The sequence below is a fragment of the Paenibacillus sp. FSL H3-0302 genome (assembly GCF_037982245.1).
Lineage (GTDB): Bacteria > Bacillota > Bacilli > Paenibacillales > Paenibacillaceae > Paenibacillus_AQ > Paenibacillus_AQ odorifer.
Genome location: NZ_CP150284.1, coordinates 6,032,666 through 6,048,476, shown reverse-complemented (window position 1 = coordinate 6,048,476; position 15,811 = coordinate 6,032,666). Strand labels below are relative to the sequence as shown.

The 15,811-nt window shown below is 46.5% G+C and carries 16 protein-coding genes; 13 read left to right on the top strand and 3 right to left on the bottom strand.

Annotated features, from left to right (window positions below):
* Positions 1–11: 11 nt before the first annotated feature.
* The 3 genes from MHH50_RS26880 (at position 12) to MHH50_RS26870 (ending at position 3,464) form a co-directional block, all read left to right on the top strand.
* Positions 12–1,319 (top strand): sugar ABC transporter permease, encoded by a 1,308-nt coding sequence (locus MHH50_RS26880; protein ID WP_076128669.1) that lies wholly within the window; start codon positions 12–14, stop codon positions 1,317–1,319.
* A complete protein-coding gene (locus MHH50_RS26875; RefSeq protein ID WP_076128667.1) occupies positions 1,316–2,152 on the top strand; it encodes a sugar ABC transporter permease in 837 nt (278 codons plus the stop codon). Before MHH50_RS26880 ends, MHH50_RS26875 begins: the two co-directional genes overlap by 4 nt.
* A gap of 307 nt (positions 2,153–2,459) precedes the next feature.
* Entirely contained in the window at positions 2,460–3,464 is a 1,005-nt protein-coding gene (locus tag MHH50_RS26870) for an asparaginase (protein WP_076303096.1), read from the top strand.
* A 131-nt stretch (positions 3,465–3,595) separates the two neighbouring features.
* On the opposite strand, the gene MHH50_RS26865 is transcribed toward MHH50_RS26870, so the two are convergent.
* The gene (locus MHH50_RS26865; RefSeq protein WP_036680203.1) at positions 3,596–3,820 is read right to left on the bottom strand and encodes a DUF1128 domain-containing protein; all 225 of its coding nucleotides are present in this window, start codon (positions 3,818–3,820) and stop codon (positions 3,596–3,598) included.
* Between the two features lie 143 nt (positions 3,821–3,963).
* Between MHH50_RS26865 and yyaC the strand changes: the two genes are divergently transcribed.
* The 6 genes from yyaC (at position 3,964) to MHH50_RS26835 (ending at position 11,640) form a co-directional block, all read left to right on the top strand.
* The gene (gene yyaC, locus MHH50_RS26860) at positions 3,964–4,488 is read left to right on the top strand and encodes a spore protease YyaC (RefSeq protein ID WP_248549634.1); all 525 of its coding nucleotides are present in this window, start codon (positions 3,964–3,966) and stop codon (positions 4,486–4,488) included.
* A 108-nt stretch (positions 4,489–4,596) separates the two neighbouring features.
* Positions 4,597–5,403 carry an alpha/beta hydrolase gene (locus tag MHH50_RS26855; RefSeq protein ID WP_076128663.1) on the top strand — a complete coding sequence of 269 codons (807 nt, stop codon included), beginning with the start codon at positions 4,597–4,599 and terminating at the stop codon, positions 5,401–5,403.
* Between the two features lie 194 nt (positions 5,404–5,597).
* A complete protein-coding gene (locus MHH50_RS26850) occupies positions 5,598–6,269 on the top strand; it encodes a DUF6483 family protein (protein ID WP_076128661.1) in 672 nt (223 codons plus the stop codon).
* Positions 6,269–7,087, top strand: coding sequence for a PhzF family phenazine biosynthesis protein (locus MHH50_RS26845; protein WP_340033681.1), 819 nt, complete (start codon positions 6,269–6,271; stop codon positions 7,085–7,087). Before MHH50_RS26850 ends, MHH50_RS26845 begins: the two co-directional genes overlap by 1 nt.
* 88 nt (positions 7,088–7,175) lie before the next feature.
* A complete protein-coding gene (locus MHH50_RS26840; protein ID WP_076303094.1) occupies positions 7,176–8,366 on the top strand; it encodes an SAM-dependent methyltransferase in 1,191 nt (396 codons plus the stop codon).
* A 1,432-nt stretch (positions 8,367–9,798) separates the two neighbouring features.
* Positions 9,799–11,640, top strand: a complete 1,842-nt coding sequence (locus MHH50_RS26835; protein ID WP_340033680.1) for an O-antigen ligase family protein — start codon at positions 9,799–9,801, stop codon at positions 11,638–11,640.
* Here the strand turns inward: MHH50_RS26835 and MHH50_RS26830 are convergent.
* Entirely contained in the window at positions 11,629–12,285 is a 657-nt protein-coding gene (locus tag MHH50_RS26830; protein ID WP_340033678.1) for an SdpI family protein, read from the bottom strand. The two genes, MHH50_RS26835 and MHH50_RS26830, sit on opposite strands and share 12 nt — an antisense overlap.
* Positions 12,285–12,623 carry an autorepressor SdpR family transcription factor gene (locus MHH50_RS26825; protein ID WP_076179758.1) on the bottom strand — a complete coding sequence of 113 codons (339 nt, stop codon included), beginning with the start codon at positions 12,621–12,623 and terminating at the stop codon, positions 12,285–12,287. The genes MHH50_RS26830 and MHH50_RS26825 overlap by 1 nt, the downstream gene beginning before the upstream one ends.
* A 216-nt stretch (positions 12,624–12,839) precedes the next feature.
* Between MHH50_RS26825 and MHH50_RS26820 the strand changes: the two genes are divergently transcribed.
* The 4 genes from MHH50_RS26820 (at position 12,840) to MHH50_RS26805 (ending at position 15,759) form a co-directional block, all read left to right on the top strand.
* The gene (locus MHH50_RS26820) at positions 12,840–13,598 is read left to right on the top strand and encodes a glucose 1-dehydrogenase (RefSeq protein ID WP_076128654.1); all 759 of its coding nucleotides are present in this window, start codon (positions 12,840–12,842) and stop codon (positions 13,596–13,598) included.
* Positions 13,599–13,947: 349 nt separating this feature from the next.
* Positions 13,948–14,562, top strand: a complete 615-nt coding sequence (locus MHH50_RS26815; RefSeq protein WP_036680184.1) for a DedA family protein — start codon at positions 13,948–13,950, stop codon at positions 14,560–14,562.
* Positions 14,559–15,125, top strand: a complete 567-nt coding sequence (locus MHH50_RS26810) for a thioredoxin family protein (protein ID WP_076310343.1) — start codon at positions 14,559–14,561, stop codon at positions 15,123–15,125. The genes MHH50_RS26815 and MHH50_RS26810 overlap by 4 nt, the downstream gene beginning before the upstream one ends.
* A gap of 4 nt (positions 15,126–15,129) precedes the next feature.
* On the top strand, positions 15,130–15,759 hold the full coding sequence (locus MHH50_RS26805; RefSeq protein ID WP_076128651.1) for an MBL fold metallo-hydrolase: 630 nt from the start codon (positions 15,130–15,132) through the stop codon (positions 15,757–15,759).
* Positions 15,760–15,811 lie beyond the last annotated feature (52 nt).

Here is a 15,811-nt window from a genome sequence, read left to right as displayed (position 1 = left end):
GTGATTTAACCATGAGGAAGAAAACAGGCGCAGCGCTACTCTCGGCTATTATTCCGGGACTGGGCCAGTTCTACAACCGGCAGTGGCTGAAAGGATTGGTATTCCTGCTGGTGGGGTCTGCTGGAATCTACTATATTGCTCATGATCTGATGGGACATTTGCATGGCTTAATTACGCTTGGTGAATTTCCAAGCCGTATGGTCAAGGTAGGCAAATTAACCCGGATGGTGGAAGGCGACCACTCCATTTTTATGATGATCAATGGTCTAATGGCATTGCTGGCGCTGCTCTTTTATACAGCTTTTCATTTACTGAACATCAGAGATGCATTCCTAGTTGGAGCTGCACGGGACCGGAAAGAGCCCATTCATTCATTCGCTGAATCGCTCAGAGCTATGGGGCGGAGGAATTTTGCCTATCTTGTCCTCGCGATTCCCTTTGTGGCCGTGGTTTTTCTGACGATATTACCACTTGTTTTTTCGGTGCTACTGGCGTTTACGAACTATGCCGACCCGATTTTACCGCCAGCACATCTAGTAGACTGGGTGGGTTTCGGTAATTTTAATAAAATGCTTAGTCTGGATGTCTGGAGTTCCACCTTTGGTGGAGTGCTGACTTGGACCTTGATCTGGGCGGTTATTGCTACTGCGACGACTTACATTGGAGGTGTGCTTATTGCAGTACTTATTCACCAGCCCCGTGTCCGCTGCAAAAAGCTTTGGCGCACACTTCTGATCGTTCCTTTCGCTATTCCCAATATGATTTCTCTGCTCGTCATGCGCAATATGTTCAATAATCAATTCGGACCGATCAATAGTTATTTAAGAGCCTTGGGACTGGAGGGTGTGGCCTGGCTAACCAATCCTTTCTGGGCTAAGGTCACTGTAATCCTGGCTAATATGTGGATCGGCATTCCGGTGACCATGATTCTGGCCTTTGGGGTGCTGACAACAATTCCGAAGGATATGTATGAAGCGGCAGAAGTAGACGGTGCTGGGTCATTTTATAAATTCCGCATGATTACGCTGCCCATGGTATTGTTCGCAACCGCACCTATCCTGATTATGCAGTTTGCCGGCAACATTAACAGCTTTAATGTCATTTATCTAATGACTAACGGAGAACCGGTTAATCCTAACTACCAGTACGCGGGCCACACTGACCTGCTGGTGACTTGGCTTTATAAACTGGCGCTGAACCAGTCACAGTACAGCTTTGCTTCTGTCATCGGGATTGTCATCTTCCTGATGGTCGCGACATTCTCCATCTGGAGCTACCGGCGGACGCGATCCTTTAAAGAGGAGGATATGATTGCATGAAGCTAAGACTGACGGAAGCGTTAAAAACGTTTGGAAGCCATTTATTGCTGATTGTGCTCAGTTTTATTAGTCTTTTCCCAGCTTTCTGGATTATTATGTCTTCTTTCAAAACAGGAAACAGTTTGTTCAGTGACTCATTGATTCCTAAGAATTTCACCTTTGTTCATTACAAGGAACTGTTTGAGCAAACTAAATATTTGCTATGGTTCATGAATACGCTAAAGATTGCGGCGTTGTCTACGCTGCTCGGCACCTTTTTGCTGCTGCTGACTTCGTACGCCATTTCTCGTTATCGATTTACGGGCAGAAAAACTACACTAACCACGCTCCTAGTTCTGCAGATGTTTCCGGGATTTATGGCTATGATTGCAGTTTACGTGCTGCTGAACACACTTGGGCTACTGAATTCTCATTGGGCACTTGTGCTCGTGTACAGCAGCGGTGCTATTATCACGAATGTTTTTGTGGCTAAAGGTTTTTTTGATACGATTCCTAAAAGCTTGGAAGATGCTGCGCGAATGGATGGGGCGAGTCATATGAAAGTATTTCTTTCTATCATGATCCCGTTATCTAAGCCGATGCTCACCTATGCCAGCCTTATGATTTTCAACGGCTGCTTTGTGGATTTTATATTCGCCGACCTTGTATTGCGCACGGAGGATACAAGAACGCTCGCCGTTGGGCTTTACCGGATGGTGAACCAAAGTAACTCAACCGAGTTTACGTTGTTCGCTGCCGGAGCGGTATTGGTCGCTCTCCCAGTCACGCTGCTGTTCATTTTCCTACAGCGTTTCTTGGTGGATGGCCTGACCGCAGGTGCAAGCAAAGGATAAGACGAACTGCGCTACCCTTGTGAGGCTACGCTGAATTCCATAAAAACCGCTTTCTACTCAGAGATCAAGATTCTGAGAAGGAAGCGGTTTTTTATATTTTATCCGGTTTCTAAAATCTTCTTGGTGGGGACAGGATTGAAGAATAATGAAAATAGGAGTAGAATTCCTCATGGAACCAACACTTAAGGGAGTTTGTAGAGTACTCAAAAATCCCGGAGCACGGGGTTATTTTCTAGCATTTATTAAATGTGAATACTAATAAGTCCTTGTGAGTTATAGAGCATCTAGTTAAAAGAGGAGAGAAATCATGGAAACCGTATTAGTACGAGAGTATCGGGCGGATTTGCTGGAATGTGTCCATAGTGGGCATATTGCCATCGTAGGAGAGAACGGAAATTTAAAGGGGTATGCAGGTGATCCGGAATTTGTATCGTTCACCCGTTCAGCTGCTAAACCCCTTCAGGCTATTCCAGGCGTACGTGGGGGGATTGTGGAGCATTACGGCTTTACACCCGCAGAGGTTGCCCTGATGACCGCCTCTCATCGGGGAGAGAGCTACCATGTAGCTGCGCTAGAGAGCATATCCTCCAAGATTGGCATCGATGAGCAACAAATGATCTGTGCAACGAGTTACCCGCTGGATTATTCCAGCAGGGAGAACGCCATCCGTGGTGCGGGCAAAAGAAAGTTCTATCATAACTGTGCGGGCAAGCACATGGGTATCTTATCTTATAGTAAGCTCAAAGGTTTGCCGCTTGAAGAATATTCACAGCCGGAGCAAACGATGCAGCGTGAGATTATCAACACCATTGCTTATATGGCGGGTGTGGCCCCAGACAGTATCGGTTTAGGTACGGACGGATGCGGGCTGCCGGTATTTGCTCTGCCTCTGACCGCCTTGGCGACGGCCTATTTGAAATTAGCCAATCCGGATTTGATTGCAGATGAAGCTACTCGCAAAGCGGTTACTACTATTACAACGGCAATGAATGCTTATCCGGAGATGGTTTCTGGATCTGGTCGCCTTGATTCTATTCTTTTGGAAGATGATAATATTATTGCTAAGGGTGGATTTAAGGGTGTATATTGCTTTGGCTTACGCCATGAGCGACTGGGGATTGCCTTCAAGATTCTGGATGGGTCGGAAGAAGAGTGGGGACTTATTGTACAGGGAATTTTAAATCAAATTGGTTATAGTCAGAAAAATACCTTGGAAAAGCTGCGAAATGCATTTTCAGGCGTGATTTACAATGACGGGGGTACACGAGTAGGCCATGCGGATACCGAGTTCAAGCTTAATTTCATAAAGTAGGATCATATAAAAAGAGCCCTTCGACTACGAATCCATCTTCTGGATACGCAGCGAAGGGCTTTTTTCTACGAGAAGCGGTGGTCATCTTTAAAGGACGGCAACATCGGTTCTTCTTGTAATAAGGAGAACTATTATTTATGACGTAGACGGCCGAGTTCGGAGACGAGTGCTTCCACCTGAGAAATACTCAGTCTGTCGCTGCCCATGGCTACCTCATATACATCATAGATATCTTCATAATGATCTACTGAAAAAGCGGAGGCTTGCATCGCCGCGGCACTGGCCATTTTTAATTTGTTCTTGATAGCCTCGATCATATACTCAACATTTTCCTGACTAGGCTTTGTTAAATCCATTAGGTTAAAACATCCTCTCTGTATACTGATTCATGTATTTTACCATGTTTGGCAGCTTGACCACCATTTTTTTGTCGGGTTCACTGAAATCATGTTAAATTAAAGGCATGAGATCAAAAATATCATCGAAGGGAGGAAATGTATTGGCAATCAGAGAACAGGGAAGCGGAAAACGCATTAAAATGGACGATGCTGGATTAGTGTCCTTTTTCATGGAAATAGCTGCTCTGCATTCCGCCGAGGAAGTCACGTTCCTGTGCATTGGAACAGATCGGTCTACAGGAGATGCACTCGGTCCGCTGACGGGCAGCAAACTTGTGGAACATGGCTTCCGACATGTAATCGGTACGTTGCCGTCTCCTTGCGATGCAGATAACTTGGTGGCCAGAGTGGCTGAGATTCCCTCCGGGCATATTGTAGTTGCGGTAGATGCTTGTCTGGGTCCTCCGATCGCGCTTGGATATTACTTCGTTTCGAGTGAGCCACTACAGCCTGCACAATCGGTGGGGGCAAATCTTCCAGCCGTAGGTCACTATAGTTTGGCGGCCGTTGTAGATATGAATGGCCCGAAACCCTATAGAACGTTGCAGACCACTCCACTGCATAGAGTGATGGTTATGGCAGAACATATCGCTATAGCGGCAGCAAAAGGATTCGGACTCCAGTAGTACCCATTGGGCACTTAAAAATAAGTTGTCCGTTTCAAGGCGGGCTGTTTTGCTTAATAATAGATATTAGACACATTATCTTAGTATTCTAGAAAGAGGGAAGCAGCCATGGAAAGAGTTCGTTGTGACGGAAGCAATATATGCTACAGTGATCAGGGGAAAGGCGAAGTTATTGTATTGCTGCATGGCTTTTGTGGAAGCGCTGAATATTGGGAACAAGTCATTCCTGTCTTAAGCAGCGGCTACAGAGTGATTGCTCCCGATTTACGTGGTCACGGAGCTTCGGAAGCTCCATTAGGACCTTATAGTATTGAACAAATGGCAGATGATGTTCTGGGTCTGTTAGATTCGCTGGAGATTGCTGAATGCATCATGCTTGGTCATTCGCTTGGCGGATATATTACGCTATCGTTTGCTCAGCGTTATGCTTCTCGATTGAAAGGCTTTGGATTAATTCATTCTACTGCTTATCCAGATAGTGAAGAAGCTAAGGAAAAACGACTGAAGAGTGTCAGCGCGATTCAAAATGAAGGGATTACTCCTTTCGTAGACAGCTTCGTACCAGGATTGTTTGCTGAAGCAACCGCTTCTGCATCTCCACAGCTGCTGGAGCGTGCTAAAGAAATCGGCTACAAAACGCCTCCACAAGGAGCGGCAGGAGCTGCACTGGCGATGCGTGAGCGTCCAGATCGACGGGATGTAATTACGGCCACTACGTTGCCGGTATTGCTTGTTGCTGGCGAGCAGGATGGATTGATTCCTGCTGAACGAACCTTTACTGCGGATAAACCGAATATAACGCAAGCAACGATATCGGGTGCAGGCCACATGAGTCTTTTTGAAGCTCCTGAACGATTAGCCGAGATCATAAAGGATTTTGTTCAGGCTTCCGTTTTAGACAATAGCCGCGTATAAAAAATCATCTACAAAGAGGCAGCACGGCGCCATTATGGCGTGTGCTGCCTCTTTTTTTAAGGGCTATCTAATGATCTGGTATTTTCCTTAACTGGCATAGAATTCGGCAATGGTTTAAGATAAATCAATAGAATAACTTAAGTGGTCTGAGTCCTGAATTTTTTGCTACCACAGTACGGAAAAGGAGGAATTGCATGTTTCGAAGAGACTATATTGTCCGGATGATCGAAGATATGACGGCGATGGTTGCCAAGGTATTTTCTCTAAAGCAGGAACGGAAGACGACAGAAGCTTTATGGGAAATTGATGAGCTGTTGAACCGGCATTTTCCGCTGAATTCACGTCTTTTAAATTCACTATCTGTAGAAGATATCATAGATATGTTTCGTTTTGGCGGTGTGGTTGAGTCCGATAAGCTTCAAGGTCTGGCCAAACTGCTGAAGGAAGAAGGCAGCATTTATGCGGCAAATGGCGATAAGGATGCAGCATTATTTAGAAGTATGAGAGCTTTACACTTATATTTGTACGCGGATCTTCATGGAGCAGACAGGGAGCTGCTGCATATGACTCAGGAAATTGATGAACTCTTGCAGGATGTGCAGGCCTATCGTCTCCCGTCTAAAACGGAGCGGCTACTGTTGGAGTATATGGAGTCGGTAGGACGATATAGTAAAGCGGAGGACAGCCTCTACCGGCTGTGGGAGCAAGGAGAAGATGTTGTAATAGAAGGGGATAAGCTGTACAATCGGCTGCTGCTCAAATCATCTGCAGAATTGGAACAAGGTGCCCTTCCTCTGGAGGAAGTAGAGCAGGGGTTAAAAGAGTGGGGCAGGGTAACAGCGATACGAAAGGAAGCAGGAACCTGATGAATACGATGAATATCCCTTTATATATTATCGATGCTTTTGCAGAACAGGCTTATTCAGGCAATCCTGCGGCGGTATGTTTACTGGAGCATCCCGTCGATGAAGGTTATATGCAGAAGACAGCAGCGGAAATGAACTTGTCAGAGACAGCTTTTCTCTGGCCAGAGGAAGATGGATATCGCTTGCGATGGTTTACACCTAAAGTTGAGGTCAAGCTGTGTGGGCATGGGACTCTAGCAAGTGCGCATGTACTATGGGAGAGCGGATTGCTAGCGCCTGACATGGAAGCAAGGTTCTATACACGCAGTGGGTTGCTTAGAGCTTCTCGTTCAGGAGATTTGATCTCACTGTACTTCCCGCCTTATCAGCTTCAACCCTCTCCTGTAATTTCAGGTCTCGCAGCAGCGCTTGGTATTGCAGAAGCCAATGTGGTGGAAACTATGCGATATGTTGATAATATACTTGTACGACTGGATCAGGAAGCCCGGGTTCGCGAACTCAGCCCTGACTTCGGAGCTTTATCCGGACTTGAAGGGAGAGGTTTCGCGGTTACCGCAGAAAGCTCTATCGAAGGTATAGATTGTATATCACGTTTTTTTGCGCCGAAGGTAGGAGTGAATGAGGATCCGGTAACAGGCTCAGCGCATACTGCATTGGCACCTTTTTGGGCGGATAGACTCAATCGTACGCAGTTGACCGCTTATCAAGCTTCGAAACGTGGAGGTTTGCTTCAGTTAGAGGTAAGTAAAGACGAGATTAAGTTGTCTGGGCGAGCATTAACTATAGTTAGTGGTGAACTGCATGTTAAGCCCTGCTAGAACAAGGAACGCCCCTTGTTAACACGTGATATAATGAACGATGATGGTTAGGAGACATAGATTCTCCATTTTTAATCCCGAAAGTGAGATGTGCGTTGTGGAATCTTTAACAGCTCTAATTGAACAACTAATTAATGACCGTACTTTGATTACGGCTACCCTAAGTCAAGTACGTTATAAAGGCGAAAATTGTACCAAAGTGCAGGTTAAACCTGTTGAACTAAAGGGGAAGCTGCATTATCAGTTTGCGTCCTATATTGGTACAAAGGTAGAACATCGCAACGTACCCGCAGAGTTAGCGGCGGAAGAAATATCTCTTTTATTTAGAGAAACGTATCGGCAAGGTTTGTTGTGTACAGTAGAAGCCGATTATCAGGTGCTTATTAGCAAGAAATTCAAAGTATCAATCCTAACCAAGTCTCCAAGTAAAAAGGAAGAGCCGGATCTAGCTCACAACCGTCGCAAACGTTATGTGCTGGAGGATGGAGAGCCTGTGCCATTTCTGGTGGAGCTTGGAATCATGAATAAAGAAGGCAAAGTGCTAGCCAAAAGATATGATAAGTTTCGGCAGATCAATCGTTTTCTGGAGATGGTAGAGGACGTGCTTGCCGATCTGCCAACAGGCCGACCGTTGACGATTGTGGATTTTGGCTGTGGAAAATCATATTTGACCTTTGCGCTGTATCACTATCTGACCGTTCGCAAGAAGCGGGAGCTTAATATCATTGGGTTAGATTTAAAAGCAGATGTGATTGAGCATTGTAACGAACTTGCTGCCAAAATCGGTTATGATCACTTGAAGTTCTTCGTGGGTGACATTGCCGAGTATAATGAGCTGGAGCAAGTGGACATGGTGATCACACTTCATGCTTGCGACACAGCTACCGATGCTGCCCTTGAAAAAGCAGTACGTTGGGGAGCGTCTGTTATTTTGTCTGTGCCTTGCTGCCAGCATGAATTATTCGCACAAATCGAAAATGAAGTAATGAGCCCTATGCTTTCGCATGGCATATTGAAAGAGCGTTTTTCCGCCTTGGCTACAGACGCCATTCGCGCCAAATTGCTCGACATGATGGGCTATAGCAGCCAGCTGCTGGAATTCATCGATCTGGAGAATACACCGAAGAACATTTTGATTCGTGCCGTTAAGAGCTCAGCCGGGGACAACTCCGTCAAATGGCGCGAATACACCGCATTCCGCGATTTTCTGGGAGCAAAACCCTACCTCGAACGCGTATGCGCCGATCTGCTTCCTACTGAGAGTTCGGTAGAAGGGTAGAGGATATTAAGGTAGAAAGCGTAGGATGTTGCAGTGAGTGCGATCTAATGGCGAGTTGGTTTAGTTGTACTTTGTGCAATTAAATATGCTCTGAAGCTGCGTTTTAGTGATTTAGTTGCACTTTGTACACTTAAAAACGAACAATACTCCGCATATGGCGGGATTCTCGAAAAACAGTTGCACAAAGTACAATTAAAGTGGAAGTAAGCGGCGAGAGCACGGGAATAGCTGCACTTTTTACAACTATATAGCTTTTTTGATGAGAATTAGGATGGTGCAGCTAGTGTGATCTAATGGTTAGGATGTTGCAGTGAGTGCGATCTAATGGTTAGGACGGTACGGCTAGTGTGATCTAATGGCGACTTGGTTTAGTTGTACTTTGTGCAACTGGATATGCTCAGAAGCTGCGTTTTAGTAATTTAGTTGCACTTTGTACAATTAAAAACGAACAATACTCCGCATATGGCGGGATTTTCGAAAAACAGTTGCACAAAGTACAATTAAAGTGGAAGTAAGCAGCGAGAGCACGGGAATAGCTGCACTTTTTACAATTATATAGCTTTTTATGGGAATTAGGGCGGTACGGCTCCTTTGTGGAGAGGTATCGTCTTTTTGCGTTCTAGTCTTGTATAAGGGAAATGTGGAAAGGATAGAGATAAATTAACGAATACAGGGGTATCTAAATGTGGCGTTTTAAAAAAGACCGGAGTCTGGAATCATCAATCGCATATATGTGTGGAGCCTTAGTGATAGCGGCTGGGGTGGGTGCTTGTTTGTTGCGGGGATTGTTTTTTACTGAGGAGATGTATCCCTTTCTAACTTTATGGTTTGTATTGTGTTGTACGTGCTCGCTTTATTATCTTGTTGGGGTTGGCGCATGGAGAAAAAGTGGGGGAGGTGCAGTAAGTGGTATTACGGGAGTCAATGGAGTTAGTGAAGGTAGTGAAGGTAGTGAAGTTAGCGGAGAAAATAAAGCGTTAAGAATATTATTAAGCGTCCCTTTAATTATTCTATCGCTTTATGTGATTCATTGGTTGCGCGGGCCGCTTTCTTCCCAGGGAACTATGAATGAAATGCTGCGGTGGGGCTTGTATGCTAGCTTTGCAATATTGGTTTGTTTTTGTGCGGTGAACCGGGTGGGGCGGCGGATTGTAAATGTAACTTGGTCTATGGCGGGTATGTTTTTGAGCATGAGCGCTTTGTTGGCTGTTTGCGGAGTGGTAAAGTTGCCTTTCGCTGTCGCCTACAGCAATTCATCGGAAGTGAGCGCCACAGGGGTTAGGTTAGCAGGATTGATGGAATATCCGAATGCTTTTGGTGCTGTTATGGCTGTTTTTCTGCTGGAACGGCTATTTGCTGTTGCTGTTTATTACGGGGAGCCAAAAAAGAGCGTGAATATGTTGGGAGCAAGATGTGTTGGGCTGGGGATGGAGTGCGCAGAAGCAGAACGGAGGAGCAAAGGGGCAGGAGGCGTGGAAGCGGAGCAGGGAAAAGCGGGAAGCACGACCGCCGCGCTGCTGCGCTTGCTGCCGCTGTTCCCGTACACCGCCGCGCTGCTCCTCAGCGAGTCGCGCGGCGCATGGCTGACGGCGGCTTGCGCCTGCGCCGCCGTCTTGCTCTGGAAGCGGCAGCTAATCGCGCCGCTTCTTGCTGCTGGCGCCGCGCCCGTGGCCGTCGCGGCGCTACTCTACCGCCAACTGGCCCGTGCCGGGTTGGCGGTAGAGCCTGCGCCCGGCCTGCTGTTGCTGGCCGGGCTTTGGGCCGCCGCGCGCTGCTGGCCGGCCTGTGGCTGTGCCGCCGCCAGCGCAGCGCGGCGGGCACTGCCCGAGCCGCCATGCTGGCATTGGCGGCGGCAGGTTGGACGGCGGCCGGGATCGCCGTCCTCCTGCACGTGCGCGAGCGGATTACCGGACCGTCATCGACGGTATCCGCGCGCGGGCTGTTCTACCGCGACGCCTGGCGGCTAGCGGCAGAGGCACCTTGGCTGGGACGTGGGGGTGAGACTTGGCGGCATGCCTACCTTGCCGCCCAATCTCGCCCTTATGTAGGCAGCCAGGTGCATAATGGATACCTCGACATCCTGTTGAACTTAGGATTCGTTGGTCTTGCAGCCATACTCCTTATGCTGTTGGCAACAGGCTGGCTGCTGGCTACTAAATCGCCGCGGTTGCTGCCGCCGTTTCTGGTCATCGTCTTACACAGCGTCGTCGATTTTGACTGGAGCTACGGATTATTTTGGCTGCTGCTATTCTGGCTGCCAGCGCTTGCTCTGGCTGAGGATAAGCAGAAACATCAATCTGCGCCAACCCACCCTCAGTCTGAGACCAAGCTGCCAATTCAATCCACATCTACGAATCCGCTCACCAATGTCTCTACACCAGCGAATCCGCTAATTGCTCAATCTTCATCTACGAACCCGCTCACCAATGTCTCTACACTAGCGAATCCGCTAATTGCTCAATCTTCATCTACGAATCCGCTCACCAATGTCTCTGCACCAGCGAATCCGCTAATTGTTCAATCTTCATCTACGAATCCGCTCACCAATGTCACTACACCAGCGAATCCGCTAATCGCTAACTCCACACCAGCGAATCCGCTGATCACTCACTCTACACCTACGAATCCGCTAATCGCTTACCCCACACCCAAGAAATCGCCCCAAATCCGCCTTCGCCAACTAATCGGAACTACGGTATGTTGTTTTTCGCTTCTGCTGGGGGTGCTATCTTTTCACGCCGCTCAAGGAGAGAAGTTCTATCGACAAGCGATTATGTCGGTGGATCCTTCGGTGAAGCTAGAGTTGCTACAGCAATCGCTGGGTTGGAATCCCCGGTCACCTCGAACGGTTATAGCATTATCTAGGCTGCTCTCGGGTGAACAGAGCGTGAGTCTGCTTCGGCAGAGTTTGTTGTATTCTCCCGAGAATGCCAGCTTAAGCTGGGAGCTGGCTGAACGATGGATGAGCAGTGACCATCCGGGGGCAGCGTTATATTGGATAGACCAGAGCTTTAGGCTGGATAAGTACAACAATGCCAAGTGGGTGAAGGCGATTGAAGGGATGCTTCTTATGGGGCAAAAAAAGCTTGCAGAAGGAAATCGAAAGGAAGGCCTAGTCTGCGTCGCCTCTGGGAATGAACTTCTTCTGGAATATAGAAGGTTGGCAGAAGAGGAGGCTAATAAAGGAGGGCAACATAATGATCGTGAGTTCCAAATGACAGAACAAGCCGACGACTTGAGTCGACGGCTTAGTATGCTGGCTTTACGATTTTAGCGGACGTGAAATCATCCAGGAGTAGAGAATGGGCACGATAATTGCAAGTACGAGTGCCGTAATAATAAGAAGCTGAGACAAGGCTCCGCTCAAAAAGGCTCCTGCAAAAATAAGTAGGCCACCGATCATCCACATTATCCCGGATAGACGATGTGTTTTTCGCCATACCTCAGGGTTGGCGAGCGTCCAGGCTGTACGAACCCCAAACAAGTAATTATCTTTTACCTGTGGCATGTAGTTGCCAAGAGCAATAAACATTATTCCAACAGCGCCTGTGGCGATCTTCCCAACATTTATATCTTTACCTAGACCGTAAGCAATCGACAGCACCAGCATTAGATTAAAAAGCATCCCAATAGCAAGTCTGCTCATGGCATAGGCATTTTCGAATTTTTTGTAATTGTCCCGCTTAGGGTCGATGCTGCGTGTGAACTGCATGATCAGCGGGAGCACAATGCCTAAGATTCCGAACACAAAAATAGCTATATTTTTGTCCCAGTATCTGTTGACCTTACCCGTAATTCCAAATTGTGCCGGTAACTCCTGCGGAAGCTTGCTGTAATTGATCAGAGCGTAGGCTAATGTAGCTAAACCTAATATTACGATGAGGGTATCCTGCCATCTCCATTTGAAATCTTTCATCATTAATCCGCCTCCTTTTTGGAATCGATATCCTGATGTTGCTGCTTTCCGTCCAGTGATTTACTCTCCGTCTCCGTTTGCTTACCTGTCCCAGTGAGCTCCAATAACCAACCGAGAACCTCTTCGAGGACTGTTGTGTTTAGCGAGTACATAATAAATTGTCCTTTTCGCTCATCCTGTACAAGATCGGCATGCTTCAGCGCATTCAGATGGTGAGAAATGCTTGGCTTAGACATGTTGAAAAAATCTGCGATTTCACCTGCGGTTCGATCTTTCTCCCTTAGTAACCGAATGATTTGGCGACGGGTAGGGTCAGCTAGTGCTTTGAAGGATTCATTCATATTCCACCCTGCCTTTCGATATTTAAATAATTATCTAAATATATAATAACTCTTTGTTTTAATAGCTGTCAATGCAGTATTCACTTAGCAATAGCGTGTGTAAAAGTGTCACCGAATCTTTAAAATTAAGGACCGTTCAAAGCCTCCTCCTGTTCATACTAACGAAGGGCATGCATTCCTTGATGCACCGAACATACGATGCAGAGGAGCGGATATATGATACTAACCAATAAAGTAGCAGTAGTTACGGGTGCAGGATCGGGGATTGGAGAAGCGATTGCTCTGCTTTTTGCCCGACAGGGTGCTAAAGTGATTGCTGCGGACATCCATCTGGCGAATGTAGAAGCGGTAGCCAAAAAGGCGGAAAAGGGTGAGGGACACGGAGTCGTCTACCCTGTAAAGGCCGATGTCTCGAAGGAAGAGGACACACAGCGAATGATTGATGCCGCAACCACACAGTTCGGAGGCCTTCATATCCTTGTTAATAATGCCGGAATTATGGATAAAATGACGCCAGCGCACGAGATCACTGATGACTTATGGGAGCAGGTGCTTGCGGTCAACGTAACCGGTCCGATGAGAGCCATTCGTAAGGTTTTGCCGATTTTTATGGCGCAGGAAAGCGGATGTATCATCAATGTAGCCTCTATTGGCGGCTTAGCGGGCTCGCGGGCGGGAGTGGCTTATACTTCCTCTAAGCATGCTGTAATCGGGATGACCAAAAATATAGGATTTCAATACGCTAAGCTTGGAATTCGCTGTAATGCCATAGCGCCGGGCGGGGTAAAGACAAATATTGATCTGTCTGATCCAAGTCCTTTTGGGAGTCAAAAAGCGGGCGAAGGTATGGCGTCGATGCCACGGACAGGGGAGAGCAGTGAGATTGCTTCAGTAGCTTTATTTTTAGCTTCAGATGCTGCAAGCTTTTTGAATGGATCGGTGATAACGGCGGATGCCGGCTGGATGGCTTATTGATTGAGCGCAGATAAAAAGGTGTTCATTTTCCCTTTATTGGTGGAATTTGTTCACCTTTTTTGTTTATGCCTATTACTCAAACTCTTTTTAAGTATGGTTGGAAGATGGAAGCTGCTTGCCGCGTAAGTAGAAGTGATAAGGTTGCTTGTGCTAGAATAGGCTAAGAGAAACTGGAAAATATAGCAGAGCGGCAAAGCTTTTAAAAATATAAGAAAGTATAAGATTAGTATCTATGCTTTTATGTTCTTATATTTCACTCGCTTAAACGCTTAGTGTCTTATAAAGATGCCAAAGGCGATTAGCTTGATACATGTAGCCATATTCTGCGGAAAAGGGAGGAGGAGCACGTTTGCATTTTATTTCTGATCTGATCTCGACATTATTTGAATGGATTCAGAGTCTTGGTTATTTTGGGATTATGATCGGACTGATGATTGAAGTTATTCCTAGTGAAATTGTATTGGCTTTCGGTGGTTTCTTGGTATGGAGTGGAGATATTAATTTTTTCGGCGCAGTATTGTTTGGTACGATAGGCGGAGTGATTGCCCAGATCTTTGTATATTGGATTGGCCGTTATGGGGGCAGGCCTGTACTGGAGAAATACGGGAAATATATTCTTATCCAAAAAAAGCATATTGATCATTCGGAAGAGTGGTTCAATAAATATGGGACAGGCGTAATCTTTACGGCACGCTTTATTCCCGTTGTTCGCCATGCCATTTCGGTTCCAGCGGGGATTTCTCGTATGCCTTTAGGTAAGTTCACTTTATTGACTACACTTGCTGTTATTCCATGGAGTGCTTTGTTCGTATATCTCGGTATGACATTGGGGAATAAGTGGGAAGATATTGACGAGGTAGCAGCTAAGTATACCAACGAAATTATTCTCGTAGCGTTAGCACTAATCATCATTTATTTTGTGTATAAGTGGTTTAAATCCAAGAAGAGGGGGACTGCAAAATGAAACCGAATGTAGCTCATAAATTTGGAAAAGGTCTTACACCGCGCCAATTTGTAGAAAGCATGACGAAGAACCAGCAGGCTTTTGAATCCTGGTATGAGAAGTTTTCTTGGGAAGATGAGAGTGACAAGGAATTTTTTGAAAGCCTGAACCATCGTGATGATTTGCGGGTACTTATCCTTGCCGCTGATTGGTGTGGAGATGTAGTTCGTAATGTCCCTGCGGTATTCCGTATTTTGGAGACTGCCGGAATGAAGACAGAGGTATTCATTTTGGAGGAGAACCAGGAGCTTATGGATGAATTCTTGACCATGGGCGGAAGATCTGTTCCGATTGTGATCTTTGCAGATACCGGCGGATATGTGCTTGGACATTGGGGTCCTCGTCCAGAGCATGTGCAGAGCCTAATGAGAGAGTTCAAACGTGGGAATCCTGATCGCGAGGCCGCTGATTACGACAGCAAAATCGCAGAAGTACGTAAGGCTATGGGGCAAGCTTATGGGGAAGGAACGGAATCACAGGCAGTTATCGCAAAAGAGCTGCGTAGTCTGATTTCCGGATTCTAGACCAATGCTAAATATACGTTCGTTTAATTTAGGTCCTCTTCAGACCAATGCCTACTTGCTGACAGGTGCAGATCCAACGAAGGGTATCATTATTGATCCCGGTATGAATCCTGCGGCATTAGTGCGGAGTATTGAAGGGATGGAGATCGAGGCTATTTTGCTGACGCATGCGCACTTTGACCATATGGGCGGCGTAGACGAAATTCGTAAAGCTAAGAAATGCCCTGTTTATTTACATCCACTAGAGAGTGAATGGCTCAGCAGCCCTAAGCTAAATGGTTCATTGATGTGGCCTGATGTTTCATCTCCTTTAACTACAGATCCTGCAGAATATGATCTGGCAGAAGGACAAGTTCTGCAATTCATCGGACATACCTTCCGCGTGTACCATACACCTGGGCACTCTCCGGGCAGTGTCAGCTTCCTATGCGGGAATGATTTATTCTCTGGAGATGTGCTGTTTAAGATGGGAGTTGGGCGCACCGATTTGCCTGGTGGCAGGGAACGTGATTTGTTCGATTCTATTCGTGGCAAGCTGTACAAAATGGATGATGAAGTGAAGGTTTATCCAGGTCATGGCTCCCGAACAACCATCGGTTTTGAAAAAGTTCGTAACCCTTATATCCCTCAATAAACAATCATTCTAGTAGAACTGACAAGAATCGAGGAATTTTTGATAGACAAAG